General features: G+C 62.4%; 20 protein-coding genes. 11 read left to right on the top strand and 9 right to left on the bottom strand.

Annotated elements, in window-relative coordinates; all coding sequences use genetic code 11:
• Positions 1–84 precede the first annotated feature (84 nt).
• Both trxB and D9R08_RS16525 read left to right on the top strand, forming a co-directional pair.
• Positions 85–1,080 carry a thioredoxin-disulfide reductase gene (gene trxB, locus D9R08_RS16530; protein ID WP_121899171.1) on the top strand — a complete coding sequence of 332 codons (996 nt, stop codon included), beginning with the start codon at positions 85–87 and terminating at the stop codon, positions 1,078–1,080.
• Between the two features lie 172 nt (positions 1,081–1,252).
• A complete protein-coding gene (locus tag D9R08_RS16525; RefSeq protein WP_121899170.1) occupies positions 1,253–2,959 on the top strand; it encodes a bifunctional sulfate adenylyltransferase/adenylylsulfate kinase in 1,707 nt (568 codons plus the stop codon).
• Between the two features lie 88 nt (positions 2,960–3,047).
• On the opposite strand, the gene D9R08_RS16520 is transcribed toward D9R08_RS16525, so the two are convergent.
• Positions 3,048–4,586 (bottom strand): MORN repeat-containing protein, encoded by a 1,539-nt coding sequence (locus tag D9R08_RS16520; RefSeq protein WP_121899169.1) that lies wholly within the window; start codon positions 4,584–4,586, stop codon positions 3,048–3,050.
• 186 nt (positions 4,587–4,772) lie between these two features.
• Between D9R08_RS16520 and D9R08_RS16515 the strand changes: the two genes are divergently transcribed.
• A complete protein-coding gene (locus D9R08_RS16515; RefSeq protein ID WP_121899168.1) occupies positions 4,773–6,437 on the top strand; it encodes an NAD+ synthase in 1,665 nt (554 codons plus the stop codon).
• Between the two features lie 163 nt (positions 6,438–6,600).
• Here D9R08_RS16515 and D9R08_RS16510 read toward each other — a convergent pair whose 3' ends face one another.
• The 6 genes from D9R08_RS16510 to D9R08_RS16485 all read right to left on the bottom strand — a co-directional run bounded on the left by D9R08_RS16510 (position 6,601) and on the right by D9R08_RS16485 (position 11,564).
• Positions 6,601–8,574, bottom strand: coding sequence for a TonB-dependent hemoglobin/transferrin/lactoferrin family receptor (locus D9R08_RS16510; RefSeq protein WP_158599027.1), 1,974 nt, complete (start codon positions 8,572–8,574; stop codon positions 6,601–6,603).
• Positions 8,575–8,725: 151 nt separating this feature from the next.
• Positions 8,726–9,688, bottom strand: a complete 963-nt coding sequence (locus D9R08_RS16505; RefSeq protein ID WP_121899166.1) for an energy transducer TonB family protein — start codon at positions 9,686–9,688, stop codon at positions 8,726–8,728.
• Positions 9,685–10,038: an ExbD/TolR family protein gene (locus tag D9R08_RS16500; protein ID WP_233557534.1), complete on the bottom strand. Its 354-nt coding sequence runs from the start codon at positions 10,036–10,038 to the stop codon at positions 9,685–9,687. The genes D9R08_RS16505 and D9R08_RS16500 overlap by 4 nt, the downstream gene beginning before the upstream one ends.
• A 47-nt stretch (positions 10,039–10,085) precedes the next feature.
• Complete coding sequence (locus tag D9R08_RS16495) at positions 10,086–10,469, bottom strand: biopolymer transporter ExbD (RefSeq protein ID WP_199709407.1); 384 nt, start codon at positions 10,467–10,469, stop codon at positions 10,086–10,088.
• On the bottom strand, positions 10,459–11,142 hold the full coding sequence (locus tag D9R08_RS16490) for a MotA/TolQ/ExbB proton channel family protein (RefSeq protein WP_121899164.1): 684 nt from the start codon (positions 11,140–11,142) through the stop codon (positions 10,459–10,461). Before D9R08_RS16490 ends, D9R08_RS16495 begins: the two co-directional genes overlap by 11 nt.
• Positions 11,139–11,564 (bottom strand): hypothetical protein, encoded by a 426-nt coding sequence (locus D9R08_RS16485; protein ID WP_121899163.1) that lies wholly within the window; start codon positions 11,562–11,564, stop codon positions 11,139–11,141. Before D9R08_RS16485 ends, D9R08_RS16490 begins: the two co-directional genes overlap by 4 nt.
• 203 nt (positions 11,565–11,767) lie before the next feature.
• Between D9R08_RS16485 and D9R08_RS16480 the strand changes: the two genes are divergently transcribed.
• The gene (locus D9R08_RS16480) at positions 11,768–12,838 is read left to right on the top strand and encodes a hemin-degrading factor (protein WP_233557532.1); all 1,071 of its coding nucleotides are present in this window, start codon (positions 11,768–11,770) and stop codon (positions 12,836–12,838) included.
• 119 nt (positions 12,839–12,957) lie between these two features.
• Here D9R08_RS16480 and D9R08_RS16475 read toward each other — a convergent pair whose 3' ends face one another.
• The gene (locus tag D9R08_RS16475; RefSeq protein WP_121899228.1) at positions 12,958–13,830 is read right to left on the bottom strand and encodes a MurR/RpiR family transcriptional regulator; all 873 of its coding nucleotides are present in this window, start codon (positions 13,828–13,830) and stop codon (positions 12,958–12,960) included.
• A gap of 145 nt (positions 13,831–13,975) precedes the next feature.
• Here D9R08_RS16475 and D9R08_RS16470 point away from each other — a divergent pair, with 145 nt between their 5' ends.
• The 7 genes from D9R08_RS16470 to D9R08_RS16440 all read left to right on the top strand — a co-directional run bounded on the left by D9R08_RS16470 (position 13,976) and on the right by D9R08_RS16440 (position 21,776).
• Positions 13,976–14,767, top strand: coding sequence for an N-formylglutamate amidohydrolase (locus tag D9R08_RS16470; protein WP_121899162.1), 792 nt, complete (start codon positions 13,976–13,978; stop codon positions 14,765–14,767).
• The gene (locus D9R08_RS16465) at positions 14,760–15,356 is read left to right on the top strand and encodes a TRAP transporter small permease subunit (RefSeq protein ID WP_121899161.1); all 597 of its coding nucleotides are present in this window, start codon (positions 14,760–14,762) and stop codon (positions 15,354–15,356) included. Before D9R08_RS16470 ends, D9R08_RS16465 begins: the two co-directional genes overlap by 8 nt.
• Positions 15,356–16,681 (top strand): TRAP transporter large permease, encoded by a 1,326-nt coding sequence (locus D9R08_RS16460; protein WP_121899160.1) that lies wholly within the window; start codon positions 15,356–15,358, stop codon positions 16,679–16,681. The genes D9R08_RS16465 and D9R08_RS16460 overlap by 1 nt, the downstream gene beginning before the upstream one ends.
• Positions 16,682–16,731: 50 nt before the next feature.
• Positions 16,732–17,766 (top strand): TRAP transporter substrate-binding protein, encoded by a 1,035-nt coding sequence (locus D9R08_RS16455; RefSeq protein ID WP_121899159.1) that lies wholly within the window; start codon positions 16,732–16,734, stop codon positions 17,764–17,766.
• A gap of 61 nt (positions 17,767–17,827) precedes the next feature.
• Entirely contained in the window at positions 17,828–19,189 is a 1,362-nt protein-coding gene (locus D9R08_RS16450) for a glutamine synthetase family protein (protein WP_121899158.1), read from the top strand.
• A 57-nt stretch (positions 19,190–19,246) separates the two neighbouring features.
• Positions 19,247–20,629: an aldehyde dehydrogenase family protein gene (locus tag D9R08_RS16445; protein WP_121899227.1), complete on the top strand. Its 1,383-nt coding sequence runs from the start codon at positions 19,247–19,249 to the stop codon at positions 20,627–20,629.
• A gap of 1 nt (position 20,630) precedes the next feature.
• A complete protein-coding gene (locus tag D9R08_RS16440; RefSeq protein ID WP_121899157.1) occupies positions 20,631–21,776 on the top strand; it encodes an iron-containing alcohol dehydrogenase in 1,146 nt (381 codons plus the stop codon).
• A gap of 240 nt (positions 21,777–22,016) precedes the next feature.
• Here the strand turns inward: D9R08_RS16440 and D9R08_RS16435 are convergent, their stop codons facing one another.
• Positions 22,017–25,784: a Hint domain-containing protein gene (locus D9R08_RS16435; RefSeq protein WP_158599026.1), complete on the bottom strand. Its 3,768-nt coding sequence runs from the start codon at positions 25,782–25,784 to the stop codon at positions 22,017–22,019.
• Positions 25,785–26,034 lie beyond the last annotated feature (250 nt).

The following is a 26,034-nucleotide window of genomic DNA, read 5'->3' as shown; positions in this document are numbered from 1 at the left end:
GGCAAACCCTTTATTCCACCCGCAGTGATCGTTATATCGCGGAAAGCAAGGCTTGTGCCATCCTCTGTCGAAAGCTGCCATCCCATGTCCGAAACCCGCCATTCCCCCGTTCTGATCATCGGTTCCGGCCCTGCAGGCTATACCGCCGCAGTCTATGCCTCCCGCGCGATGCTGAAGCCCGTGCTTGTGCAGGGCATCCAGCCCGGCGGACAGCTGACGATCACAACGGACGTGGAAAACTGGCCCGGCGACAGCAGTGTGATGGGCCCCGATCTGATGGTGCGGATGGAAAATCACGCCAAGGAGATGGGAACCGAGATCATCAGCGATCACATCATGTCTCTGGATCTGTCGGCCCGGCCCTTCACCGCCATCGGCGACAGCGGCACGACCTACACCGCCGACGCGGTCATTCTGGCCACCGGCGCACAGGCGAAATGGCTTGGCCTCCCGTCTGAGGATCATTTCAAGGGGTTCGGTGTGTCGGCCTGCGCCACCTGCGACGGGTTTTTCTACCGTGGGCAAGAGATCGTGGTGATCGGCGGCGGGAATACGGCAGTCGAAGAGGCCCTGTTTCTGACCAATTTCGCCTCCAAGGTGACCCTGATACACCGCCGTGACAGCCTGCGCGCGGAAAAGATCATGCAGAACCGGCTGTTCAAGAACTCCAAGATCGAGGTGCTCTGGAACCATACCGTCGAGGAGATTGTCGGCACGGACGAGCCACGTGGCGTCGAGGGCGTGCGCGCGAAACACGTGGAATCCGGCGAGATTACAGAGGTGCCATGCAAGGGGTTTTTCGTCGCCATAGGCCATTCGCCCTCCACCGAACTGGTCAAGGATCAGCTTGAAATGCACAATGGCGGCTATGTGAAGGTGGAGCCGGGCTCTACCCGCACCTCCATTCCCGGCGTGTTCGCGGCCGGTGACCTGACCGATCACATCTATCGTCAGGCGGTAACCAGCGCCGGAATGGGCTGCATGGCGGCGCTCGACGCCGAGAAATTCCTGGCCGAACAGGATGGCGAGACCGTGGCCGACGCCGGTGTTTACGCCGTTGCGACCGACGCGGCGGAATAGGCGAACGCACGTCCCCGTGCGGGTTTCAAACAACACATTTCGTCCCGATTTCGCCGACGCGACACCGGATCGCTTGAATATGGCCATATTCCAGCACTAGAGAGCGGGGTCAGGGGCGGCTCCGGGGCCGTCTCACGAGTGTTGTCCCATTCAATTTTGGAAACCAGAGTATATGCCCATCCAACCGCTTGCCCCGATCCCCGAGCTTTTTGTCTCCTACGAGTCCGCCCAGAAACTGAAAACAGAGGCGGCTGATCTGCCAAGCTGGGACATGACGCCACGCCAGATCTGCGATCTGGAACTGCTCATGAATGGCGGGTTCAGCCCGCTCAAGGGTTTTCTGACCGAGGAGGATTACACAAGCGTCGTTGAGACGATGCGCCTGGCCGATGGCACATTGTGGCCGATGCCGATCACTTTGGATGTCAGCCAGAATTTCGCCGATGGCATCGAACCCGGACAGGATATCGCGCTGCGCGATCAGGAAGGTGTGATCCTCGCCATCCTGTCCGTCGGCGACAAGTACACGCCCGACAAGGCCCGCGAGGCCGAGATGGTCTTTGGAGCCGATGATATCGCGCATCCGGCAGTGAACTATCTGCACAACGTCGCGGGCCCGGTCTACCTGGGCGGCGCGATCACCGGTATCCAGCCACCTGTGCATTATGATTTCCGCGCCCGCCGCGATACCCCAAACGAATTGCGGGCCTATTTCCGCAAACTTGGCTGGCGCCGCGTCGTCGCCTTCCAGACCCGCAATCCGCTCCATCGCGCGCATCAGGAACTGACCTTCCGCGCGGCAAAGGAGGCGCAGGCAAACCTCTTGATCCACCCGGTCGTCGGCATGACCAAACCGGGCGATATCGACCATTTCACACGGGTCCGCTGTTACGAGGCGGTGCTGGATCAGTATCCCTCGGCGACCACGACGATGAGCCTTCTCAATCTGGCTATGCGCATGGCCGGCCCACGGGAGGCCGTCTGGCACGGGCTGATCCGCAAAAACCATGGCTGTTCGCATTTCATCGTGGGGCGGGACCACGCGGGCCCCGGCAAGAACTCCCAAGGAGAGGATTTCTACGGACCCTATGACGCGCAGGATCTGTTCAAGGAATATGCGGAGGAAATCGGGATCGAGATGGTCCCCTTCAAGCATATGGTGTTTGTGCAGGAGCGCGCCGAATATCAGCCCGCGGACGAGGTGGCCGAGGGCTCGACCGTTCTGAACATCTCGGGCACCGAATTGCGCCGTCGCCTCGCCGAGGGGCTGGAGATCCCCGACTGGTTCAGCTTCCCCGCCGTCGTGGCCGAATTGCGCCGCACCCGTCCGCCCCGGTCCCAACAGGGTTTCACGGTATTCTTCACCGGATTGTCGGGATCGGGCAAATCGACCATCGCCAATGCGATGATGGTGAAGCTGATGGAAATGGGTGGACGCCCGGTGACACTTCTCGACGGCGATGTGGTGCGCAAACACCTGTCTTCCGAACTCGGGTTTTCGAAGGAGCACCGGGACATCAACATCCGCCGGATCGGCTATGTCGCGTCGGAGATTACCAAGAATGGCGGTATCGCGATCTGTGCGCCCATCGCACCCTACACTGCAACGCGCCGCTCCGTGAGGGAAATGGTTGAAGCCTATGGTGCCTTTGTCGAGGTGCATGTGGCAACCAGCATCGAGGAATGCGAACGCCGTGACCGCAAGGGGCTCTACAAGCTCGCGCGGGAAGGCAAGATCAAGGAATTCACCGGAATTTCAGACCCGTATGAAGCCCCCGAGGCCGCCGAGCTTGTTGTCGACACCGAGGGGATGGAGGTCGATTTCTGCGCGCAGCAGGTGTTGCTGAAGCTGGAAAGCATGGGTCTGATCGCGGGCTGACCGCAGAATGCAGGGGGCGCCCCCAGTCGCCGTCGGCACCCCCCGGCGGCAGCAATCCCGAACGGCAGACTGACCCGGGAGAACCCCGCTATTGGTCGGTGGCGGGTTCGGTCGTACCATCCGGCGCGGCCTCGGTCGTATCGGGCTCAGCCGCCGGTGCCGGCGCGGGTGTGGCGGCGGTTTCGGTTGCCTCCGACAACCTCCCATCCTGCCATTCGCCTTCGACCACCTGACCGGTTGCATAAGTCATCATGCCGATCCCCTGACGCCGGCCATTCACGAACACGCCTTCGTAGACATCGCCATTGGCATAGGTCGCGACACCGGTTCCGTTGATCTCTCCATCCGCCCATTCCCCGGTATAGGAGAACCCGTCAGGCATCCGCAGGGTCCCCGTGCCGGAACGCTGACCTTCGGCAAACCCTCCGTCATAAATGGTGCCATCGCCATAGGTGGCGATCCCCTGCCCGTGACGCAGGCCGTTTTCCCACGCGCCTTCGTAGCGGTAGAGAAATTCGGGCACATCATACCCCGCCCCCGCCGCCGCAGCGGCCTCGGCGTCATATTCGGGATTGGGCTGCGTCATAACGCCTTGCCCGTGCTGACGGGCGTTCAGAAACTGACCTTCGTAAACCAGCCCGTTGGCATAGCGTGCGATCCCGAACCCCTGGATGACACCGTCGACCCAGTCCCCCTCGTAGCTGGACCCGTCTTCATAGGTGATGGTGCCGCGTCCATGGGCCAGATCGTTGCGGAACGTACCCTGATAGATCGATCCGTCCGGATAGGTGACCTGCCCTTCGCCTTCGATCCGCCCTTCGGTCCATTCACCCACGTAGAGATACCCGTCCGCCCCGGTGAACGTGCCCTGACCGTGGCGGCGGTCATCGGCAAACTCCCCTTCATAGACATCGCCGTTGGAATACCGCACCACGCCCCGGCCCTGCCGCTGGCCATTGATCAGCGTGCCTTCGTAGACATCTCCATTGGGTTGGGTAAGCACACCCTCACCGTTGATCTGCCCGCCGGCCCATTCCCCTTCGTAAACGACACCATCTGCCATCTCCAGCCGGCCGGTTCCCGCCCGCTGCCCGGCCTCGAACTCACCTTCATAGACCGCGCCATCGGGATAGGTGATCGTTCCGCGGCCATCCTTAAGGCCGTTGTCCCATTGGCCCTCGAACCGGTAGCCGTTGGGGCTTTCCATCACGCCCGTCCCGTGATGCAGCGCGTTCTGAAATCCGCCCTCATAGCGCACGCCATTTGCATAAAGCGCCACGCCCTGCCCGTTGATCAGGCCGCCAGACCACTCCCCCTCATAGGTGGAACCGTCGGCAAATGTGATCATCCCGAAGCCTTCGGGCCGTCCGGCGGCGAAGGTGCCCTGATAGATCGACCCATCGGGAAAGACCGCGCGGCCCTGGCCGCGGATCTCGCCATCGACCCATTCTCCGGTGTATTCATACCCGTTGGGCAGACGATAGGTGCCCTGCCCGTGCTGAACGCCATTGCGGAACTCGCCCTCGTAGATCCCGCCATTGTCGTAGATCTCGATATCCACCTGCGCCGCGGCGGCACCAGACAGCACCAGACCAAACGCTGCCGCCCCGGCCAAATGTCGGATCATACCCCACCCCGGCTTATGCACGTTACGCTCTCCCCGTTTCGATCCTGTTGTCCTGATCCGTCCCAAACCTAGGTGAGGACCCGGGGGCTCGCAATGCATTTCACGGGCAAGAGCTGCACCATGGCTTGGCCCTGCGCGCCGTTCTGCTAAACCAGCCCCACAGAGATTGCCGAAAGTGTGACCCCGATGGCCCAGACCTTCCGCCTGACCCTGGCGCAACTGAACCCCACCGTGGGGGATCTTGCCGGCAACGCCGCCAAGGCGCGCGCTGCATGGCAAGAGGCGAAGGCGGCCGGTGCCGACATGATCGCCTTTCCCGAGATGTTCGTCACCGGCTACCAGTTGCAGGATCTGGTGCGCAAACCCGCCTTCGCCGCGGATGTGCAGCGCGTGCTGCAACAGCTTGCAGAGGATTGCGCCGACGGCCCGGCTATTGGCATCGGCGGCCCGCTGCCGGCCGCTGACAAACCTTTCAACGCCTATTTCATTCTCCAGGACGGGCAAATCAGTGCTCAGGTGCTCAAACATCACCTGCCGAACTCCAACGTCTTTGACGAGAAGCGGTATTACCATGCCGGCGACCCCGCGGGACCGGTCAGGATCGGTCCGGTGCGGATCGGCGTACCCATATGCGAAGATGCCTGGTTCGAGGATGTCACCGAGACGCTCGCCGAAACCGGGGCCGAGATCCTGCTGGTTCCAAACGGCTCGCCCTACCACCGGGGCAAGTTCGCGCTCCGTCAGATGCTGATGGTGTCCCGCGTTGTCGAAACCGGGCTGCCGCTTGTCTATCTCAATCTGCTTGGCGGCCAGGATGATCAGGTCTTCGACGGCGCCAGTTTCGTGCTGAACCCCGGGGGCGTACTGACCCATCAGATGCCCGCCTTCGAGGAGGGGCTCTTCCATGTCGATTTCGAAGAAACCGATGCAGGCTGGCGCGCGCTGGATGCAGACAAGGCCAGGCTTCCCGATGCCTGGGAAGCCGATTACCGCGTGATGGTGGAGGCGACGCGGGATTACCTCGCCAAGGCCGGGTTTTCCAAGGTCGTCCTCGGGCTCTCGGGCGGGATCGACAGTGCCATTGTGGCGACCATCGCCACCGACGCGCTTGGCGCGGAGAATGTGCGCTGCGTCATGCTGCCCTCGGAATACACCTCCGAAACCTCGCTGGAAGACGCCGCCGATCTGGCGAAACGCCTTGGCACCAAACTCGACACTGTTCCGATCTCGGGGCCCCGCGCCGCGGTGACCGAGGCCCTGGGCCCGCTTTTCAACGGGACACAGCCGGGCATCGCCGAGGAAAACATCCAATCCCGCCTGCGTGGCGTGATCCTGATGGCGCTGTCGAACAAGTTCGGCGAGATGCTACTGACCACGGGCAACAAATCGGAGGTCGCGGTAGGCTATGCGACGATCTATGGCGACATGGCGGGCGGTTATAACCCGATCAAGGATCTCTACAAGACGCGGGTGTTCGAGACGTGCCGCTGGCGCAATGCTAATCACCGGCCATGGATGAAGGGCCCCGAGGGCGAGGTGATCCCGCCACGCATCATCGAGAAACCGCCCACGGCGGAGTTGCGTGAGAACCAGAAGGACGAGGACAGCCTGCCGCCCTATGAGGTTCTCGACGACATTCTGGAGATGTTGATCGACAAGGAAGCCTCCGTCGCCGATTGCGTGGCCAAGGGCCATGACCGTGAAACGGTGAAGAAGATCGAACATCTGATTTATATCAGCGAATACAAACGGTTCCAGTCCGCACCAGGCGCCCGCCTGACCGAGCGCGCTTTCTGGCTCGACCGGCGGTATCCGATCGTCAACCAGTGGCGCGACGACGGACAGGGCTAGTCGCCGTTCCGGAGACACAGATTATAGGGGGGGATCGATCGGTGCGGCCTGCCTCGTTTTATGCCCCTTCGGTCCGCGGCGGGCAAAGGCGCGGGAGATAAACCCCCGCAGCCGGTGTGATGGCTGCGGGGGGTGCCGATCTCGGGAGACTCGGGCACATTGGTCAGAAGGTGAAGGTCGCCGAGATCTCAAGCGTCCGTCCCGGCTGCGACAGGCCGTTGGGATAAATCTGGTAGGTCTCGTCGAAAAGGTTGTCGACGCCGATGCGGAACGTGCCATTGGCCAGCGGGCCGCGGTCGGGAGCGAAGGTCGCATAGAGATCCAGAACCTCGTAGGAGGGCCCTACCGACCCAGTCGTCGGCACCCGGTCCTGCTCCGCGGCGAATGTCGCGCGCGTGCCGAGTTCCCATGCGTCATTCGGCCGGAAGCCACCATGCAGTGTGAGCCGGTCCTGCGGGATCGAGCCGAGCCAGTCGCCGTCATCCCCCTCGCCACGCGCGATGCCGATGCCCGCGCCGAGGAACCATGTTTCAGCGTCGTACTCGGCCTCGGCCTCGAAGCCCCAAAGTTGGGCATCCACATTGCCGCTGCTGGTCGTCCCGCCGGCTATGTCGACTATTTGCTCGATGTAGTTCTCCACATCCGCGAAGTAGACATTCGCCGCAAAGCTCAGCCGGTCGTTTGACTGCCAGACGCCGCCACGCTCAAACCGGGCGCCAAGCTCCACTTGTGTGGATTCCTCCGGCTTGAGATCGGGGTTCGGCACGAAAAAGTTGTTCGGCCGACCCGGAAAATGCAGCCCTGAACTGTAAAGCTCGCTCAGCGACGGCGCGCGGAAGGCACGGGCGAGATTTCCGTAAATCTGCCAGTCTTCGACCGGCCGATAGCTGAACCCGATCCGCGGCGAGAAGAATGTCTCGGACACTTCGGCCAGCGAAGGATCATCCGGGTCGCGTTCGTATTGGTCAAATCGCAGACCCGCGATCAGATCGAATTGCGGGCTCAGTTCCATCGTGGCTTCGGTGAAGATGCCGATGGTCGTGGCTTCCGCATTGGGGAAGGCCCCGCGCGGCGCACCATCACGCAACCCCTCCTGGGTATCCCGAAACATTTCGAAGCCGTAGACCAGATCAATGGGCACACCGAAATCAAGGCGCGATCGGTTGGTGACTTCCAGCCCGATGGTGTCATAGCGCGTTTCGTCCAGACGCGAGACGTCAACGCGGTTTTCGGTGATATCGAGCTGTTCACCATAAATCAGAACCGAGAGATCGACGGCATCCGAGCCGGAGGGCGCATAATCCCAGCTCAGCCGAAAACTCCGGACGCTTGCCTCCCGCTCTACAATGGGGTTGCCACGGCCCGGGTCCGGATTTCCGCTGGAATTGGCCGGCGTCAGCCCCTCGTCCTCGAAGGCCGAGAAGCTTAGCTCGATCCGGCTGTCGGCGCTTGGCTCGAACCCGACCTTGATCAGTCCATTTACAAGGTCGATCTCCGAAAACGGGATCTCCGCGCCGCCGCCCGACTCCATGTTTTCACCAAGCTGGCGCGCACCAAGGAACAGCATCGCATCCCATGCCCCCCAATCCGCGAAGACGGTCGAACTGGCGTTGACCGCATCCCCGTTCGACGAATAGCCAAGGCTTAGGCGGCCGCCCATGGTCCGCCCGGGCGCCAGCAGATCCGAGACATCGCGGGTTTCGACCGAGATGACGCCGCCAAGCGCCCCCGATCCGAACAGGGTCGAGCCCCCGCCGCGGATCACCTCGACCCGTTGCACCAGATCGGGATCGACGAAGAACCGCCCCCGATGGGCCTGCCCGAAATTGAACCGCCCACCATCGAAACGCAGCACGATCTGTTCGTCGCGGAACCCGCGGATGTTCGGCTCCTGTGAGATGCCGCGCGGGCCACCATCTATCGACAGGCCGGGCACATCGCCGATCAGTTCCTGAAAATCTCCGGCCTGTCGATTTTCCAGCGTCTCGCCTTCCACGACCGATACGGATACGGGCGTATCCAGAAGCGCGCGTTCGTCCCGGAAAGCGGAGTTCAGCAGGATCGGATCGAGTGTGAAACCGTCGTCCTGCGCCCGTGCCTGCCAGGTGATCCCGGTTGCCAGAAGTGCAGTGGTCATCGTCAATATGCTGCGATGCATCATATTCCCCCATGTGTTGACTGTCCCTGTCGCGGGACCTGCCATGGGGTGGGTCGCGAGCCTTGTCCGTCCTTTAAAGAATCCTGACAGATTAAGTCAAGTATTGGGATGATAATATAGTCTACTCCGATCAACGCTTTCTGATCGGAACGTTAAATGTGCGTTGCGCACCCGGCGGCGGAGCGGGGAAAGGGGCCGCATTGCGCACCAGGTTCAGTGCCAGACTGTCAAACTCCGCATTTCCGGAACTGTGCAGCACCGAGATAGCCGAGAGAGCGCCGGTATCGCCCACGGTGAAGCGGATCACCGACGTTCCGTCGAACCCCGTCACGGGCCAGCGCACTTGGCTCAGATGGCGGGTGATGAGGGACGGATACTGGGCAGCCCCCCGACCTGACCGCACGTTTTGGCCGGCGCCAGCTTCGCGACTTTGCGCGGACCGGCCCCGGGCTTCGCCGGAGGATTGACCGGCCCGGGCGTTGGCGTCGGCATTACCTTGCGATGCCATTGCCGCTGGCGGCGGCGTACGTGCAGGCTCCGGAGCGACCGGGGCCGGTATGGGCGGGCGTTCGGCGCGCGGGATCGGGCGCGGCGTGTCTGCGCCTGGCGTCTGTTCGACCGGCGCGGCACGGCCGACCACCCGCTCCGGAACCGGCGCCGATGTCACGGTCACTTCTGGCGAAGGCGCAGCGGCCACCACCCTTTCCGTAGGGAGGGCCGAAACCGGCGTCGCGGGCAGAACCGGGATTGCATCAGGGACAATCGGCGCGGAGTGCGCGCGCACGACCTGTTCCGGCGCTGGCGGGCTTTGAAGGGTCGCTGACTGGATTGTGGCAGGCGCAAGCGGCAGGGGCGGCGCCGCCCCGACACGATCCGCCACGGGTTCCATCGGGGTCGTTTGCGTCCGATCCGGAGCGCTATGGACGATCCCGGTTGCGGCATCCCTGAAATTGTCGCCGATCATGGCGATCTGTGCCGGACCGCCGCCCGGCATGGAGACAGGTGCGACCGGCGCGACAAGCAACCCCAGACCGTGGACAAAAACTGATGCGGCGCCCGCCAGCCCCACCCCCCAAAGCGTCCGGCCTCTCACCTGAGCCCCCGTTCGGTGACGATCCGGATATCCGACGCCCCGGATGCGCGGAGTTCGCCTGCGATTTCGATCAGCCGGATGGCGGGCAGATCCCGATCTGGGATCAGCCGCAGGGCGACCGCGTCTTCCTGCTCCGAAAGGCGCGCGGCAAGATAGGCCTCCGAGGTGATTTCCGCGCCCCGAAACATCAGCCTGCCGTCGGCTCGGATAACAGCCGCATCGGGCGGTGAACGACCCTCAAGCTGATCGGTTCTCGCCAGCCGGACCTCGCGGTCAAGGGGCGGCGCGACGGCGGCCGCGACGAGAAAGAAGACCAACATCAAGAACACGATATTGATCAGCGCAATCATCGGTTCGGCGCGGCGTCGTTTACGGGGTGAAGCAAGGGCCATGGCCGCTATCCCAACACGCTGACGGCAAGCCAAGGCTTTGCCCGGAGCAGAACCAGAAGATCGACGAGACGTTGGGACGAGACCTCCCCGCCCACTGCCAGAAGCAGTGTCACTGTCTTGCCCGGCGGTCTGCGCTCGAACAGCGCTGCGGACAACGTGTCAAACGTGACCGCGTCACCGTTCAGGCTCAACCCGTCGGGCTCCAGCCGCAGGAAAACCGGAGGTGACCCGCCCGGTTCCGCATCGCCGCCTGCGTTCTGCAATGGCAGTTCGGCAAAGCGTGTGAAGGTGGAACTGAGCATGAAGAACAGCAGAAGCAGAAAGATGACATCGATCAGCGGGGTCAGCGCCGCTGGCCGCCGCCGGAACGCGGTACCCCTAATGGGCATCGGCGAATTCCAAGCGCCCGTGATGGCCCTGCACCGCGGGTTGGCGGTTTCTGCGCGAGGATAGCGGCCTGAACAACGCCTCCAATGCCAGATCCGCGCGGGCCCGGTCCCGCGCCGCACGGCTTTCCAGCCAGGTGAGCGCCAGCGCTGTCGGCATGGCAAGAGCCAGACCCGCCGCCGTGGTCAGAAGTGCCACCCAGATGCCACCGGCCAGAACGGACGGATCGACCGCATCGCCCGCGGCCTGCAGCGCGCGGAACGCATCGATCATGCCAAGCACGGTTCCGAAGAGGCCCAGAAGTGGGGCGACCTGTGCGATGCTGTCGAGCAGCCGGAAACCGCTTTCGACCCTGGCCAGCCGCGCCTCCGCCATGGCGGCAAGCCGGGGTTTGAGCTCCGGGTCGCCTGCCAGTGCCTCGGCCAGGACCGGGGCAAGATGGTTGCGGCTTTCCGACAGCAGCATTGCGGCCTGTTCCCTCTGGCCCGCGTCCCATGCGGCCATCGCCCGGTCTATCGCGCGATGTCGTCCGACACCCAATGTCATGAACTGCCAAAGCTTGTAGAAGATCACCGCAAGGACCAGAACCGACAGCGCCAGCAGAAGCGCGATGACCGGCCCGCCCAGATCTAGCAGATCGGTCAGGCGGTCGGTGGTGAATTGCAGGCCCGTCATCCGATCAGCTCCAGCTCGGTGCGTGTTTCGAACCTCAAACGTTCGGCGCAATCGACGGGTCCGGCACATTCCGCGACACCGTTGATCAACACCCGGCCAAGCGTATCGCAGCGCAGCTCCGCCAGATCGAATTGCCGGACACGCGGCGTGCCGGCCGGCAGCGCCCCGAAATCGAACACCGTCAGTTGCGCCACCCGGCCCTCGGCATCGATCAGAACCGTTTCCAGCGCAAAGCTCCCGATATCCTCCGCAAGGCCGTTTCGGGCCATGAAGGTCAACCGACACGCGGTGTCGATCTGGTCCACTCGGTTGAGCTCCAGCATGACATCGGCGGCGGCGTCCTGTGCTTGCGAAGAGGTCGCGGACGCAAACAGCGCCAGAGCGAACGATAAAGGAGAATAGGGTGAAAGCCGGGTGAGCATGTCCGCTCCTGTATCTGGAAACAGGGTTGTGGTCAGGCTGGCACCAAACGGGCTTGCGCGATTTCGGGTCGATCGGGTCGGAGTTTTCATATCCCGACTTGATCCTCCTACGAAAGCCGATAAAAACTGTCAAGAATAGCCAGGCCCGGTCTGCATCGACCGATACCCCGCATCTTTCGAGTTTCATGCAAGAGGATACGGCCATGGCTTCCCCCGATACGATCGACATCTCGATGTCTCCCGCCGCACTTCGCGACGCGATGGCTGAAAACACAGGCCTTCGCGCCCGCGATCTGGCAACAAAGCTGCGCGTCACCGAGGCCGAACTGGTCGCGGCGCAAATCGGACACTGTGCAACCCGGATCGAGGCGCATCCCGACAGGCTGATGCCGGCGGTCTGTACCCTCGGCGAGGTGATGGCGCTCACCCGCAACGACAGCGCGGTGCACGAGCGAACGGGTCGCTACGAAACATTCCATCCCGGCGCGCATGCCGCAATGGTTCTGGGCGCGGAAATCGACCTGCGGATATTTCCGTCAAGCTGGGTTCATGCCTTTGCCGTCACCAATCAACGCGATGCCGGCCCATCCAGAAGCTTGCAGGTGTTCGATGCAAGCGGCGACGCGGTTCACAAGATCTACCCGCGTGACGGGACCGATCTGGCCGCGTGGGACCGTCTGGTGGCCGCACTTGCCACCGGCGATCGCTCTGACAGGCTCGTGCCAGCGGCACGCCAGGATGTCGAGCCTCCGCGCAGCCGTCCGGAGAAAACGGAGGAACTGCGCACTGCCTGGGCCAGAATGACCGACACTCATCAGTTCCTGCGCCTCGTGTCCAGGATGAAGATGAACCGGCTTGGTGCCTATCACATCGCGGGCGCGCCCTTTGCCGAAGCGCTGGCCCCCGGCGCACTGAACAACGCGCTGATCGCGTGTTCCGAAGGCGCCATACCGGTCATGGTTTTTGTCGGAAATCGGGGCTGCATTCAGATCCACAGCGGCGGCATCGAGACGCTGAAAGCAATGGGGCCATGGCAAAACGTGCTTGATTCACGATTCAACCTGCATCTGCGGCTCGATCATGTTGCCGAGACATGGCTGGTGGAAAAGCCCACGAAACGCGGGCCCGCTCTCAGCATCGAGGCATTTGATGCCAGGGGCGGCCTGATCCTGCAGCTGTTCGGGATGCGCAAGGAGGGCGCGGAGGATACGGACGCGTTTGGCGACATGACACGGGCGCTTCCCCGCCTGCCGAAATCACCCGACGAGGCCTGACGCCGCGCCACCTCACGCAGGATGCGCCGCTCCCGAGCCAGCCTGCGGATGACCTCGCGCGGCCCATGTGGGTCGGCAAGAGGGAAAAGCATGCCGGGATGGGCCCGCGGCCCGTCCCCTCAACTGAACTTCCGAAACAGCCGCGTCATGTCGAACAGTTCGTCCAGCTTGTCGAACCGCTTCTTCGTGTCGGGCCAGCAGTTTTCCTGCGTCGCGGCAATCAGGGCCTCCACAAGCATCATCGTTGCGATGTTGCTGTCCCATGCGGAAGGGATTTCGGCCCAGCAATTGAAGACGAGTTTCGCCGTTTTCGACACGGGCGAAGCCCACTGATCGGTGATCAGGATAATGTTCACATCGCGCGGCGCCACCAATTCGGCCAGACGCTCGATATTTGTCTCGTAACGGCGGACGTCGAAGACAAGCAACGTGTCGCCGGGCTCCATATCCAGAACGTAATGCGGCCATGTGGCCGAAGACGAGGTCATATGGGTGACGCGTTTTCGAATGGCCTGAAAATGGGTGAAGGAATAATCGGCCAGGGCCCGCGTGATACGCCCGCCCACCACATACAGCCGACCATCGGTATCCGACAGCATGTCGACCGCCTGATCGAACTGGCCCAGATCCACATTGGCGAATGTCTGTTCAAGGTTGTGGGTCACCGCTTCCGCGAAGCGATTCAGAATATGGGAATCCGGCGCGGCAGCCGCCCAGTTGGCGCGGCGTTGCGTCGGGCCCGAGGCGCGCGCCTCAAGCTCGCGCAGAAGCGCCTTGTGGAACTGCGGAAACCCCTTGAAGCCCAGCTTCTGAACCATTCGCGTGACCGTTGGCGTTGAAACGCCTGCGTTTTCCGCCACGGCGGTGATCGAGGCCAGCCCGCCAGACGGGTAGTTTTCAAGCAGCGCCTTGGCGAATTTTCGTTCCGATTGCGTCAGCGATGCATATTGCTCGCGGATCCGTTCACGCACTGTAACATCGGGTTTCGGCACCGATCCGTCATCCTTTCTCTGCTGCATTCTCAGGCAAACTGCCCCGGTCCAAGATGCTCTGCCCGGCCCGCCCGATCACGACTGAAAATATATTGACACAAAGATATTGGTGAGGAAAGATTTTTCCAGTTGCCGGGAATCCTCCATGTCCGCCCTCGTCGAAACAGAACAAGACAAGGTTGTCGAAACCTTCAACCCGACGCGGTCCGGGCCCGTGGTGCTGCTGTGTGAACATGCATCCCACCATATCCCCGCGCAATTTCAGGACCTTGGCCTTGCCAAAGCATCCCGGCATAGCCACGCGGCGTGGGATCCGGGCGCGATTGGCGTGGCCTTGAACCTGTCCGACCTCTTTGATGCGCCGCTGGTGGCCGGGCGGGTGTCGCGTCTTGTCTATGACTGCAATCGTCCGCCGGAGGCCGCCTCCGCGATGCCCGACCGGTCCGAAGCCATCGACATACCCGGCAATCGCAACCTGACGCCCGAAGACAGATTGGCGCGCGAGCAGTCGATCTACCGCCCTTTTCTGGCAGCGGTGGGCACCGTGCTTGACCGCAGGCAGCAGGCCGGAACCGACACGGCGCTGGTCACGGTGCACAGTTTCGCGCCCGTTTTCCACGGCCGACCCCGCGATGTCGATATCGGCATCGTGCATGACGCCGACGCGCGGCTTGCCGATGCGGTGCTTGAGCGGGCGGCGTCGCTGCCACATCGCAAGATCGGCCGCAACGACCCCTATGGCCCCGAGGACGGGGTGACCCATTCGCTCAAGCTGCACGGAATGGCCCGATCGCTGCCCAATGTCATGATCGAAATCCGCAATGACCTGATTGGCACCCCGGCGGAACAGCACCGGATCGCTGCGGAGCTTCACAGCATCCTGGCCCCGGCCCTGACAGAGGTGGGAGTGCAAGCAGGGGGGCCGCCCCATGCCTAGGATCATCCTGGCCTATATCCGAGCCATCGACAGCATGAACCGGTTTATCGGACGGATCGCGATGTATCTGATTTTCGTGCTGGCGGGCATCCTGCTCTGGAGTTCGATCTCCAAGACGTTCTTCACCCCCGTACACTGGACGTTGGAGACGGCGCAATTCGTGATGGTCGCCTATTATGTGCTCGGCGGCCCCTATTCCGTACAGCTTGGCGCGAACGTCCGGATGGATCTGTTCTACGGCAACTGGTCGCTGCGTACCAAGGCCTGGGTCGATGCGTTCACGGTGATGTTCCTGATCTTCTACCTGGGCGTCCTTTTCACCGGCGCGATCAGTTCCACCGCTTACTCTCTTGGCTATTTCGGCACCGAGCCGTTCGGTTTCTTCCGGGATCTGCTGGTCGCCTTCGTGACCGGCGGGCCGGGTGCCGCGGCCGAGATGCTCGGCTTTCTGGAGCGCAGCCCGACGGCCTGGCGCCCTTATCTCTGGCCCATCAAGGTCACGCTTTGCATCGGTGTCTTCCTGATGCTGTTGCAGGCGCTGGCCGAGTTCTTCCGCGATATCGGCCGCATTCGCGGGGTGGCGCTCTGATGTCCTACGAGATGATCGCCACGCTCATGTTCGCCTCGATGATGCTGATGCTGTTCACCGGGCAGCGGGTCTTTGCCGCGATCGGTTTCGTAGCGGCCTTGTCGAGTGTTCTACTCTGGGGAACGGGTGGCGTCGAAATCCCGTTCTCCTCGGCCATGAAACTGATGCAATGGTATGTGCTGCTGACGCTGCCGATGTTCATCTTCATGGGCTATGTCCTCAGCGAAAGCCGGATCGCCGACGATCTTTACCGGATGTTCCATGTCTGGATGGGGCCGCTGAACGGCGGGCTGGCGATCGGCACCATCGGCCTGATGGTGCTGGTCTCGGCGATGAATGGGCTGAGCGTAGCCGGCATGGCGATCGGCACGACCATCGCCCTGCCCGAACTGCTGCGCCGGGGCTATGACAAGATCATGGTCACCGGCGTGATCCAGGCCGGATCGTCGCTTGGCATTCTGGTGCCGCCCTCGGTCGTGCTGGTGCTCTATGCGCTGATCGCCCGGCAGCCGGTGGGGCAACTCTGGCTCGCCGGTGTACTTCCGGGGCTGATGATGGCGGGCATGTTCATCCTCTACATCTATGTCCGCTGCCGGATGCAGCCCGATCTGGGCCCGCCGATCGACAAGGAGGAACTGAGCAAGGTCACACTGGCCGAAAAGCTCCGGCTTCTGCGCGCCGGCCTGCTGCCGCTTGGCATCTTTGCCGCGATGATGGTGCCTTTCGTGAATGGCTGGACATCGCTGGTCGAAAGCGCCGCCGTGGGGGCGACGACAGCCTTTCTGGTGGCCGTGGTCAAGGGGCGCATGACGCGGGAGGTTTTCGAAAACTCGGTCCGCAAGACACTGATGATTTCCTGCATGTTCATGTGGATCATCCTTGCCGCGACTGGATTTGGCGCCGTTTTCGACGGGCTCGGCGCGGTTCGGGCCATTGATGCACTCTTTACCGAACAGCTGCATCTGAGCCCCTGGACGATCCTGATCCTGATGCAGCTCAGCTTCATCATAATGGGCACGTTTCTGGACGACACGGCCATGCTGGTGATCGTGGCGCCGCTCTATGTGCCGTTGGTGGGCGAGCTTGGTTTCGACCTGATCTGGTATGGCGTGCTTTACACGATCACGACGCAGATCGCCTACATGACACCGCCATTCGGCTACAACCTGTTCCTGATGCGTGCGATGGCCCCACCCGAGATCAGCCTTGGCGACATCTATCGCTCGATCATTCCCTTCGTGCTCGTAATGGCGCTGGCGCTGACCCTCGTGATGGTCTTTCCGCAGATCGCACTGTGGCTGCCCGGATATGTATACGGCCAATAAATCGACAGATCCCGTGAACCGGGGCGCGATATTCAACAAGGAGAAAACCAATGACCACCAGACGCAAGTTCCTCACCACGACCACGGTGGGCGCCGCCGCCGCAACCCTTGCGGCCCCGGCAATCGCGCAATCCACCATCCGCTGGCGCATGCAGACCTATGCAGGCGCCGCCCTGGCCGAGCATGTGATCACGCCTGCGATCGACATGTTCAACAAGATCGCCGGAGACCGGATGCAGATCGAGCTGTTCTACGCCGATCAGCTTGTCCCCACCGGGGAGCTGTTTCGCGCGATGCAGCAGGGCACGATCGATGCCGTGCAATCCGACGACGACTCGATGGCCTCGCCAACCGAGGTAACCGTGTTCGGCGGCTATTTTCCCTTCGCATCGCGGTATTCGCTCGATGTGCCGGTGCTGTTCAACCAGTACGGGTTGAATGAGATCTGGGACGAGGCTTATTCCGCCGTGGGTGTGAAGCATATCTCGGCGGGCGCGTGGGATCCCTGCCACTTCGCCACCGTCGAGCCGATCCGGTCACTGGCCGATCTGCAGGGCAAGCGGGTCTTCACCTTCCCGACCGCAGGCCGCTTCCTGACACAATTCGGGGTCGTGCCGGTGACGCTGCCATGGGAGGATATTGAGGTGGCCGTGCAAACCGGCGAGCTGGACGGCATCGCGTGGTCAGGCATCACCGAGGATTACACGGTCGGCTGGTCGAACGTGACCAACTATTTCCTGACCAACAACATCTCCGGCGCATGGGCCGGATCTTTCTTTGCCAATATGGACCGCTGGAACGAGTTGCCCGACGATCTGCAAACCCTGTTCCGGGTCTGCACCGACCAGTCGCACTACTACCGTCAGTGGTGGTACTGGGGCGGAGAGGCCCATCTGCGGGTCCATGGCGAAGACCTCGAACTGACCACGATACCGGACGAAGAATGGGCCCAGGTGGAAGCCGCGGCCCAGGTCTTCTGGGAAGAGATCGCGGCGGAGTCGCCCACCAAGGCCCGGGTGGTCGAGATCATCCGCCAGTACAATGCCGATATGGAAGCCGCAGGCCGGCCCTATCGCTACACCTGATCCGGCGGCCCCGGCGCCAGGGTGCCGGGGCCACCCAACCCTCTGTAACGGAACACGTATCATGCAAGCGCCTTTGAGTTTTGACGATCTGAAATCGCGGGTTGCCGCAGGCGATATCGACACCGTGCTGGTCTGCCTTGTCGATATGCAGGGCCGGCTGATGGGCAAACGCCTTCACGCGGCGCATTTCATTGCCTCTGCCTGGGAAGAAACCCATTGCTGCAACTATCTTCTGGCAACCGATCTGGAGATGGCGACGCCGGGTGGCTATGCCGCCACCAGTTGGGAAAAAGGCTACGGCGACTACGTGATGAAGCCCGATCTGTCCTCGCTGCGGCCGGTGCCATGGCTTGATGGCACGGTGATGGTGCTTTGCGATGTGCTGGATCACCACACCCATGAGGAGGTCCCCCATTCCCCGCGCTCGGTTCTGAAAAAACAGGTCAGACGGCTTGAGGAGATGGGCTACCAGGCGATGATGGCAACCGAGCTTGAGTTTTTCCTGTTCGAGAAAAGCTTCGACCAGATCCGCAAGGAGAAATTCCGCGATCTGGAGCCGATTTCAGGCTATAATGAAGATTATCACATGCTTCAGACCACCAAGGAAGAACATGTGATGCGCCCGATCCGAAATCACCTGTTCGCCGCCGGTATTCCCGTCGAGAACTCCAAAGGCGAGGCCGAGACCGGGCAGGAAGAGATCAACATCAGATACGCGTCCGCGATGGCAACGGCGGAGCACCACAGCATCGCGAAACACGCGATCAAGGAAATCGCCTTTCAGCAGGGCCATGCCGTGACCTTTCTGCCGAAATGGCATCATGACAAGGTCGGCAGTTCCTCCCACGTTCATCAATCGCTCTGGAGGGATGGGCAGAACGTCTTCCACGATCCGAACGACGCGCTCGGCATGTCGGACCTGATGAAAAGCTACATGGCCGGGCTGATCGCCCATGCGGGTGACTACACCTATTTTCTGGCCCCCTACATCAACAGCTACAAGCGGTTCCAGAAGGGAACTTTCGCGCCGACCCGCACGGTTTGGTCGGTGGACAATCGCACCGCGGGTTTCCGGCTCTGCGGCGCGGGGACCGGCTCGGTGCGCGTCGAGTGCCGGATCGGCGGATCCGACATGAACCCCTATCTTGCCATGGCCGCATTGCTGTCGGCCGGGATATGGGGCATCGAACAGGGTTTGCCGCTCAGCCCGCCATTCAATGGGGATGCCTATGAAGGCGATCTCAGCCATATCCCCGGCACCCTCCGCGACGCGCGGAGCGCGCTCCACCGCTCTGCCATGCTGCGGGAGGCCTTGGGCGACGACGTGGTCGACCATTATGTGCGCGCCGCCGAATGGGAGATCGAGGAGTTCGACCGTGTCGTGACCGATTACGAGATCGCGCGCGGGTTCGAACGCGCCTGAATGAAGGCACCGCATCGGAGCCGCCCGGAAGCCGCACGCCAGTTTGAAAGCGCCAACATGACAAAGACTCTCACCTGCATATCGCCCATCGACGGGTCGGTCTTCGCCGAGCGGGAGACGCTCGACATGGACACCGCCCGCGCCCGTATCGCCCGCACCCGCGCCGCGCAATCCGCCTGGGCGGCGCGCCCGCTGCAGGATCGTATCGATCTGGTCATGGCGGGCGTCGCCGCCGTGGGGGCGATGAATGACGATATCGTCCCGGAACTGGCATGGATGATGGGGCGCCCCGTTCGCTATGGCGGGGAATTCGGCGGCTTTGACGAACGCGCGCGCCACATGGCCGGGATCGCCGAGGCGGCGCTTGGCGATATCGATGTGGGCGAGGATGCCGGTTTCAAGCGGTACATCCGGCGCATAGCTCATGGGGTCGTCTTCGTCGTAGCGCCGTGGAACTATCCCTACATGACGGCCATCAACACCGTCGCCCCGGCGCTCATCGCGGGTAATACTGTTGTTCTGAAACACGCCACACAGTCGCTTCTGGTGGGCGAACGAATGGTTCGCGCCTTCCGCGAGGCCGGTTTGCCCGAAGACGTGTTCGTCAATGTCTTTCTCGATCATGACACGACGGCGGGTCTGATCGCGGAAAACGCGTTCGATTTCATCAATTTCACCGGTTCGGTCGGCGGCGGGCGTGCGATGGAGCGGGCGGCCGCGGGCACCTTCACCGGCCTTGGGCTGGAGCTTGGCGGCAAGGACCCGGGCTATGTCATGGAGGATGCAGATCTTGACGCGGCGGTCGACACGCTGATCGACGCGGCGATGTTCAATTCAGGCCAATGCTGCTGCGGGATCGAACGGATCTATGTGCATGAAAACCTGTTCGACACTTTTCTGGAAAAGGCGAAGACAGTGGTGGAAGCGTATGTCCTCGGCAATCCGCTCGACCCTGCCACGACACTCGGGCCGATGGCCCATAGCCGCTTTGCAGACGTCGTGCGCGACCAGATTGCCGAGGCCGTGTCCCGCGGTGCGACCCCGGTCATCGACACCGCCCGGTTCGACGATGACGGCGGCGCCTATCTTGCGCCGCAAATCCTGATCGACGTGGATCACGCAATGACCGTTATGCGAAAGGAAAGCTTCGGGCCCGTCGTCGGAGTGATGAAAGTCACCTCCGACGACGAGGCCGTGGCCCTGATGAATGACAGCGCCTTCGGTCTGACCGCAAGCCTCTGGACCCGCGACCTCGACCGCGCGGTGCGGGTGGGCGACCGGATCGAAACCGGCACGGTCTTCATGAACCGCGCAGATTACCTCGATCCCGGCCTCTGCTGGACTGGGTGCAAGAACACCGGGCGCGGCGGCGGGCTGTCGGTCATCGGATACCACAGCCTGACGCGACCCAAGTCCTACCATCTGAAGAAGGTCACCTGAGATGAACCTGACAGGAAACTGGTCCTACCCCACAACGATCAAATTCGGTGCGGGGCGTATCGCCGAACTGCCTGAGGCCTGCCGTCAGGCCGGCATCTCCAACCCGCTTCTGGTAACCGACAAGGGTCTTTCCGGTCTGCCGATCACGGCCGCCGCGCTGGACATCCTAGATGCCGCCGGGCTGGGGCGCGCGCTGTTCGCGGAGGTCGACCCGAACCCGAACGAGAAGAATCTGGATGCCGGCATCGCGGCCTACCAGGCCGGGGCGCATGACGGCGTGATCGCCTTTGGCGGCGGCTCGGGGCTCGACCTCGGCAAGATGGTCGCCTTCATGGCGGGCCAGACCCGGCCGGTATGGGATTTCGAGGATGTGGGCGACTGGTGGACCCGCGCCAACGCCGACGCCATCGCCCCGATCGTGGCCGTGCCCACCACCGCGGGCACCGGTTCGGAGGTCGGGCGCGCCAGCGTCATCACCAACTCCGAAACCCATGTGAAGAAGATCATCTTTCACCCGAAAGTGCTGCCGAGCGTGGTGATTGCCGACCCGGAACTGACTGTCGGCATGCCCGGTTTCATCACCGCCGGAACCGGCCTTGATGCCTTCGCCCATTGCGTGGAGGCCTTCAGCAGCCCGCATTACCACCCGATGAGCCAGGGCATCGCTCTCGAGGGCATGCGTCTGGTCAAGGACTACCTGCCACGAGCCTATGCGGATGGCACCGATCTTGAGGCCCGCGCCAACATGATGAGCGCCGCCGCCATGGGTGCCACGGCCTTTCAGAAGGGATTGGGGGCGATCCACGCGCTGAGCCATCCGATCGGGGCGATCTATAACACCCATCACGGCACCACGAATGCGGTCTGCATGCCCGCCGTTCTGGAATTCAACGCCCCCGCGATAGAGGCGCGTTTCGACATGGCCGCCGCGTATCTGGGCATATCGGGCGGGTTTGCCGGGTTCTGCGCTTTCGTGCAGCAGATGAACGACCGCCTGAACATCCCGCGCGGCCTGCGCGAACTCGGCGTCGACGACACCAAACTCGACAGGCTGACCGAGTTGGCGCTAGCGGATCCAAGCTGCGGCGGAAACCCGATCCCGCTCACGGCGGAGAACACGCGCCAGTTGCTGCTGAACTGCCTCTAACAGGGATGGCTGCATCGCGACTGCCCTGACTGGCAAGCGCTGTGGCAGGGTGGCAAAAGCGGACCCTCCCATCGCAGCGCGGGGAACTCTCCGGATCTCCGACCGCTTCGGCGGATGTCGCAGGGTCTTTGGAGGAGGATGGCGCGGAAGCGCAGGATCCCGGCCCGCGCCCCCCGTAGATCAAGGGGCGGGGCCGGGGTTCTGCCGGCAAAGGCGTTATGGGCTGGGGGGTGCCCGGTTTCAGCGCTCTGCCAACAAGAAACGTGCTTCGTAAGCCTTCAGGGTTTTGCGCGCCGCATGATAGCCCGACACTCCATCGTTCGTCGCAAGCTCTGGGAACAACTCGAAAATCTCGTCCCGCTGAGCCTGGTCGATGCCCTTCAACGTGTAGGCGCCGGGCTGAAAGCTCTCGGTCCATGCGCCGTTGGACAACACCACCTGATGCTGTTCGAACATGAAGTGGATATAGGTCGTTTCCGCGACGGGGACCTGTTTGATGCCATTGGCACCCACCATGTGTTTTGCCGCCACCAGAACCTCGCGGTTGTCGAAATGGACCTCGGCGATCTCATTCGCGATGAGAATCCGGTGGTTCGGGCTGACCAGCATGTCCCGTTCGGGCAGGTCGCCTCCCAGAGAACCCGCTCTGATCAGGATCGGTCTGAGATGCGGATTGGCTGCAAGGGCGTTGCCGTCGAGACCCTTCTGCCCCACCCAGGAGATTTTCTGAATGCCGTTGTCACGGGTGATGACCCGGTCCCCGACCTGCAACTCCTCCACCAGCCGTTCGCCGCGCGGGGTCATGATGGTGGTGCCCGGCGTGAAGCAGGGAATGACCTTCTCGATCTCCTCGAAGGTCATGGTCGACCCGTCCGCGAAGAACACCGTCCCCTTTTCGGAATTGTCCGGATCGTATTCGATCCGCTCCACGTTTTCGCCCGAGACGTCCAGCACATCGGTGTCATCGGAAAAGCCGTCACCGTCCAGATCCGGGTCTTCGCCGCCGACCACATGGTCGCCGCCGCTGCCGCCGACGAACAGATCGTTGCCCAGACCACCGGAAAGCTGATCGGCATCCTGCCCACCGGTGATCGTGTCGTCACCCGCGCCGCCGCTGATCGTGTCGGCACCCTGTCCGCCAAGCAACCGGTCGTCGCCCTCGCCGCCATCGATGCTGTCTTCGTCGACGCCGCCATCGATCAGATCGTCGCCCGTGCCGCCGGACAGCACATCGTCGTCATCGCGGCCGAAAATCGTATCGTTGCCGGCGCCGCCGGTAATCGTGTCGATATTGTTGTCGGGCAGCAGGTCACGATCATCGGGAATGTCGAACAGATCGTTGTCGAGACCGCCATAGATCAGATCGTGGCCCTCGCCACCGTCGATAAGGTCGGACCCTTCGCCACCGGTAATTATGTCATCGCCCGTGCCGCCGATTACCGTATCATCGTCGATCCCGGCGTCGATAAGGTCGCTGCCCGCGCCGCCATCGATACTGTCGGCATCGTCACCGGTTGTAATCGTGTCATCGCCCGTGCCGCCGAAAACCGTGTCCTTGTCGTCATTCGGGTCGGCATCGGGCGTGCCAAAGCCCGGATAGGGCGTATCGAAGGCCGGGTCCACGTCATTGCCGGCATTGATCACATCGTTGCCGTCATCGCCTGCGATCTTGTCGCTGCCTTCACCGCCGGTGATCTTGTCATCGCCCGAACCGCCCTGAAGCGCATCGTCTCCGATATTGCCATCAATGGTATCGTTGCCCGTGCCGCCCTCGACCCGGTCATCACCCGCGCCCGCATCGATCACGTCGTTCCCGCCGAAGCCCCGGATCAGATCGTCATCGCCCGTATCGCCGGGCAGGATGGCGTCGTTGCCATCGACGATGTCGCCATCGCTGTCGACGTAGTCGGGCACGATGGTGTCGGCGCTATCGGTGCCTTCGACGATACCGTTATTGATGCCCTTGACGGTGAAGCTCACCGTCGCGGTCGAGGTTGCGCCAGTCCCATCGGCCACGGTGTAGGTGACGGAGGTCGTGGCCGTCTGGTTCAGGCCAAGACCGTCGAACTCTCCGTTGGCGGAGAAATCCACGCTGCCATCCACATTGATAGTGAACAGGCCGCCATTGTCGCCCGCAACAGGTGCGCCCACATTGCCCGCGGGAGCGCCCACGCCGACGACGCTCAACACATCGCCTTCGGGGTCGCTGTCGGCCCCGGCGCCGGTGTCATCGGTCAGCACGTTGCCGTCTACGTCGCCCGCACCCTCGCTCCTCTCAACAGTATAGGCATTGCCGACGGCGACCGGGCTGTCGTTGGCCCCATTGACCGTCACCACGACCGTGGCCGTATCGGTGCCGCCATTCCCGTCCTCGACGGAATAGGTGACTGAGGTAGTGGCGGTCTCTCCCTCGCCAAGGCCGTTGAAATCATCCTTCGGATCAAACCGCAGGGTTCCGTCTGCATTGACGGTGAAGACACCGCCGTCACTACCAGCTATCTCGGCGCCCAAGCCATCGGCGGCACCGTTCACGGCCGTCACACTGAGCGGTGTGCTCAACGTATTGCTGTCATTGCCCAGAACATTGCCCAGCACCGCGGCGGCATCATCCTCGCCCGTGCCGAACGCATCGTCTTTTGCATCGGGCCCGGTGCCAACATTCTCGCCACGCACCTCTTCGATCTCGACAAAGTCGATCTTCGCGCCGGTTGGCTTGCCATCCGCATCGACGAAGATGACCCGGCCGTTCAGACCGTTGCCATTGGCATCCGCGATCGGCTGGCCGGTTCCGTCGGGACCCGCAAGATAGAACTGACCCTGACCGGTCAGGTCGAGCACATCGTAATCGCTGCCGCCCGCCCCGCCGTCGACATAATCGCCATCGGCGCCAAAAATCACGTCGCGGTCGTTGCCGCCATAAACCCGGTCGGCCCCGCTGCCTCCGATCAGCGTATCGTTACCGCTTCCGCCATAAAGCTTGTCGTCGTGGTTGTTGCCGTACAGCCGGTCGTTACCACCGTCACCATAGACCGTGTCGTTGCCATCGCCGCCATAAAGCGTGTCATCGCCCGAGCGGGCCGTGCTGTAGGTGTATGTGTCGTCGATGATCCGGTCGAACTTCACGTCCGAAATGAAAATCTTAGAGTTCGAGAAGAAGCCTGAATTGTCATCGGCATGCTGGATGTAGAGCGCGCGGATCGGGCCATCAATGCTCACAACAGCGGTGCCGGAGCTTGAGGTGGAGGTCGTATCGTTGTCGTTATAGGCCCTGATCTGATCGCCATATCGATACAGGTTGCTGCCAAGGTTCAGATCGACTTCGACCCGGCTCCCATTGGCGGCCACCGCCCAAACTTTGACGAACTCCACGTCCTGATCGATATCGGAGATGGTGAACTGAACGTTCGACACATCCTTCGAGAACGTCATCGTGTAGGTGCCATTGTCACCATTCTTCGCATCGGATTCGAGGCTGGAGTTGCCGCTAATGCCCGAGATGCCGCCAGTATTGATCGAGTGACTCTCGAACTCCGTCTGGATCGAGGACCGCGACGGCGTCGACACCCAGACATCTACGTCGCCCGTGTCCTGATGGACGGTCGTACCTTCGATGGACTGCTCGTCGCGATATCCCAGTTGGCTCCAGCGGAAGATCTCGGTTTTGGTGCTGCCCGGCGTTATATTGGCGTCGGTCGTATCGCCTTTCAGCACGTCGTTGCCGTCTTCGCCATAGATGCGGTCGTCCCCGGAACCGCCAATCAGCGAATCCTCCGAACTCCCGCCCCTGAGATCGTCATTGCCGCGCCCGCCATAGACCGTATCGTCGCCACTGCCCGCGCGGACCGTATCATTGCCGTCTCCGGCTATCACCTTGTCGTCGTTGGAACCGATACGTCCTCTGATCGCATCGCGCCCGTCGATGCGGTCGCCGTTTCGATCCGTATAATAGGAAGAAATGTAATCGCTGCTGTTCGTCCCGCCGACGATGCCGTCTTTCTTGCCGCTCATACCAAGCCCACTTTCTACCATCTCTGGCCACGGGCGCACGCCGCAGACAGAGCTTTTACGCAGGCTCCGAAGATGCCCGACACTATATGAGGCGCACGCCGCCCCGGTTCGTCACATATGGTTGCAAGCCGGGGTATCGCCCCCGGAACCGCACCGTCGCCGGGCACCGTTCTGATGTCCGGCCATGCGCTCCACGGTAGTTGTCCCTCTAACCCTCAAGCGCACCAGACTTGGGTAAAACCGGAACCGT

This window comes from Rhodophyticola porphyridii (assembly GCF_003688285.1).
GTDB classification, from domain to species: Bacteria; Pseudomonadota; Alphaproteobacteria; order Rhodobacterales; family Rhodobacteraceae; genus Rhodophyticola; species Rhodophyticola porphyridii.
The sequence above is the reverse complement of the archived record's forward strand: the minus strand, read 5'-3'. Positions and strand labels throughout refer to the sequence as shown.

What these genes read in the sequence shown, in the direction of transcription:
- trxB (WP_121899171.1), top strand. Translation starts at nt 85, where the DNA reads ATGTCCGAAACCCGCCATTCCCCCGTTCTGATCATCGGTTCCGGCCCT.
- D9R08_RS16525 (WP_121899170.1), top strand. Translation starts at nt 1,253, where the DNA reads ATGCCCATCCAACCGCTTGCCCCGATCCCCGAGCTTTTTGTCTCCTAC.
- D9R08_RS16520 (WP_121899169.1), bottom strand. Translation starts at nt 4,586, where the DNA reads ATGATCCGACATTTGGCCGGGGCGGCAGCGTTTGGTCTGGTGCTGTCT.
- D9R08_RS16515 (WP_121899168.1), top strand. Translation starts at nt 4,773, where the DNA reads ATGGCCCAGACCTTCCGCCTGACCCTGGCGCAACTGAACCCCACCGTG.
- D9R08_RS16510 (WP_158599027.1), bottom strand. Translation starts at nt 8,574, where the DNA reads ATGACCACTGCACTTCTGGCAACCGGGATCACCTGGCAGGCACGGGCG.
- D9R08_RS16500 (WP_233557534.1), bottom strand. Translation starts at nt 10,038, where the DNA reads ATGATTGCGCTGATCAATATCGTGTTCTTGATGTTGGTCTTCTTTCTC.
- D9R08_RS16495 (WP_199709407.1), bottom strand. Translation starts at nt 10,469, where the DNA reads ATGCCCATTAGGGGTACCGCGTTCCGGCGGCGGCCAGCGGCGCTGACC.
- D9R08_RS16490 (WP_121899164.1), bottom strand. Translation starts at nt 11,142, where the DNA reads ATGACGGGCCTGCAATTCACCACCGACCGCCTGACCGATCTGCTAGAT.
- D9R08_RS16485 (WP_121899163.1), bottom strand. Translation starts at nt 11,564, where the DNA reads ATGCTCACCCGGCTTTCACCCTATTCTCCTTTATCGTTCGCTCTGGCG.
- D9R08_RS16480 (WP_233557532.1), top strand. Translation starts at nt 11,768, where the DNA reads ATGGCTTCCCCCGATACGATCGACATCTCGATGTCTCCCGCCGCACTT.
- D9R08_RS16470 (WP_121899162.1), top strand. Translation starts at nt 13,976, where the DNA reads ATGTCCGCCCTCGTCGAAACAGAACAAGACAAGGTTGTCGAAACCTTC.
- D9R08_RS16465 (WP_121899161.1), top strand. Translation starts at nt 14,760, where the DNA reads ATGCCTAGGATCATCCTGGCCTATATCCGAGCCATCGACAGCATGAAC.
- D9R08_RS16460 (WP_121899160.1), top strand. Translation starts at nt 15,356, where the DNA reads ATGTCCTACGAGATGATCGCCACGCTCATGTTCGCCTCGATGATGCTG.
- D9R08_RS16455 (WP_121899159.1), top strand. Translation starts at nt 16,732, where the DNA reads ATGACCACCAGACGCAAGTTCCTCACCACGACCACGGTGGGCGCCGCC.
- D9R08_RS16450 (WP_121899158.1), top strand. Translation starts at nt 17,828, where the DNA reads ATGCAAGCGCCTTTGAGTTTTGACGATCTGAAATCGCGGGTTGCCGCA.
- D9R08_RS16445 (WP_121899227.1), top strand. Translation starts at nt 19,247, where the DNA reads ATGACAAAGACTCTCACCTGCATATCGCCCATCGACGGGTCGGTCTTC.
- D9R08_RS16440 (WP_121899157.1), top strand. Translation starts at nt 20,631, where the DNA reads ATGAACCTGACAGGAAACTGGTCCTACCCCACAACGATCAAATTCGGT.
- D9R08_RS16435 (WP_158599026.1), bottom strand. Translation starts at nt 25,784, where the DNA reads ATGAGCGGCAAGAAAGACGGCATCGTCGGCGGGACGAACAGCAGCGAT.